At 68.2% G+C, this 223-nt stretch carries 1 protein-coding gene; it reads left to right on the top strand.

Annotation, left to right across the window (positions count from 1 at the left end; all coding sequences use genetic code 11):
• Positions 1-223, top strand: a 223-nt coding sequence (locus DEIPI_RS27765) for a DUF2334 domain-containing protein (RefSeq protein ID WP_045233458.1), incomplete at both ends; no start/stop codon positions are given.

Raw genomic sequence — 223 nt, 5'->3', positions numbered from 1 at the left:
TACCGGGTGGCCTTCGAGCGCCGCACGTACCGCGCGGGGAGCGTGACCTTCGAGCAGTTCTTCCCCTACCCGGTGTGGGACGAGCACGGGACCTTCGTGCTGCCGGAGAACCTCAGCAACGTGGAGACGGTGACGAGCCTCACGAGGATGCTGGAGGTGGCCCGCGCGAACCGCGCGCTGCGCTGCCCCTGGGCGAGCTTCTTCGTGCATCCGTACCAGCTCT

Origin of the sequence: Deinococcus pimensis DSM 21231, from assembly GCF_000519345.1 — a bacterium.
GTDB lineage: Bacteria > Deinococcota > Deinococci > Deinococcales > Deinococcaceae > Deinococcus_A > Deinococcus_A pimensis.
Note: the sequence above shows the minus strand (reverse complement) of the source record. Positions and strands in the feature narration are given on the sequence as shown.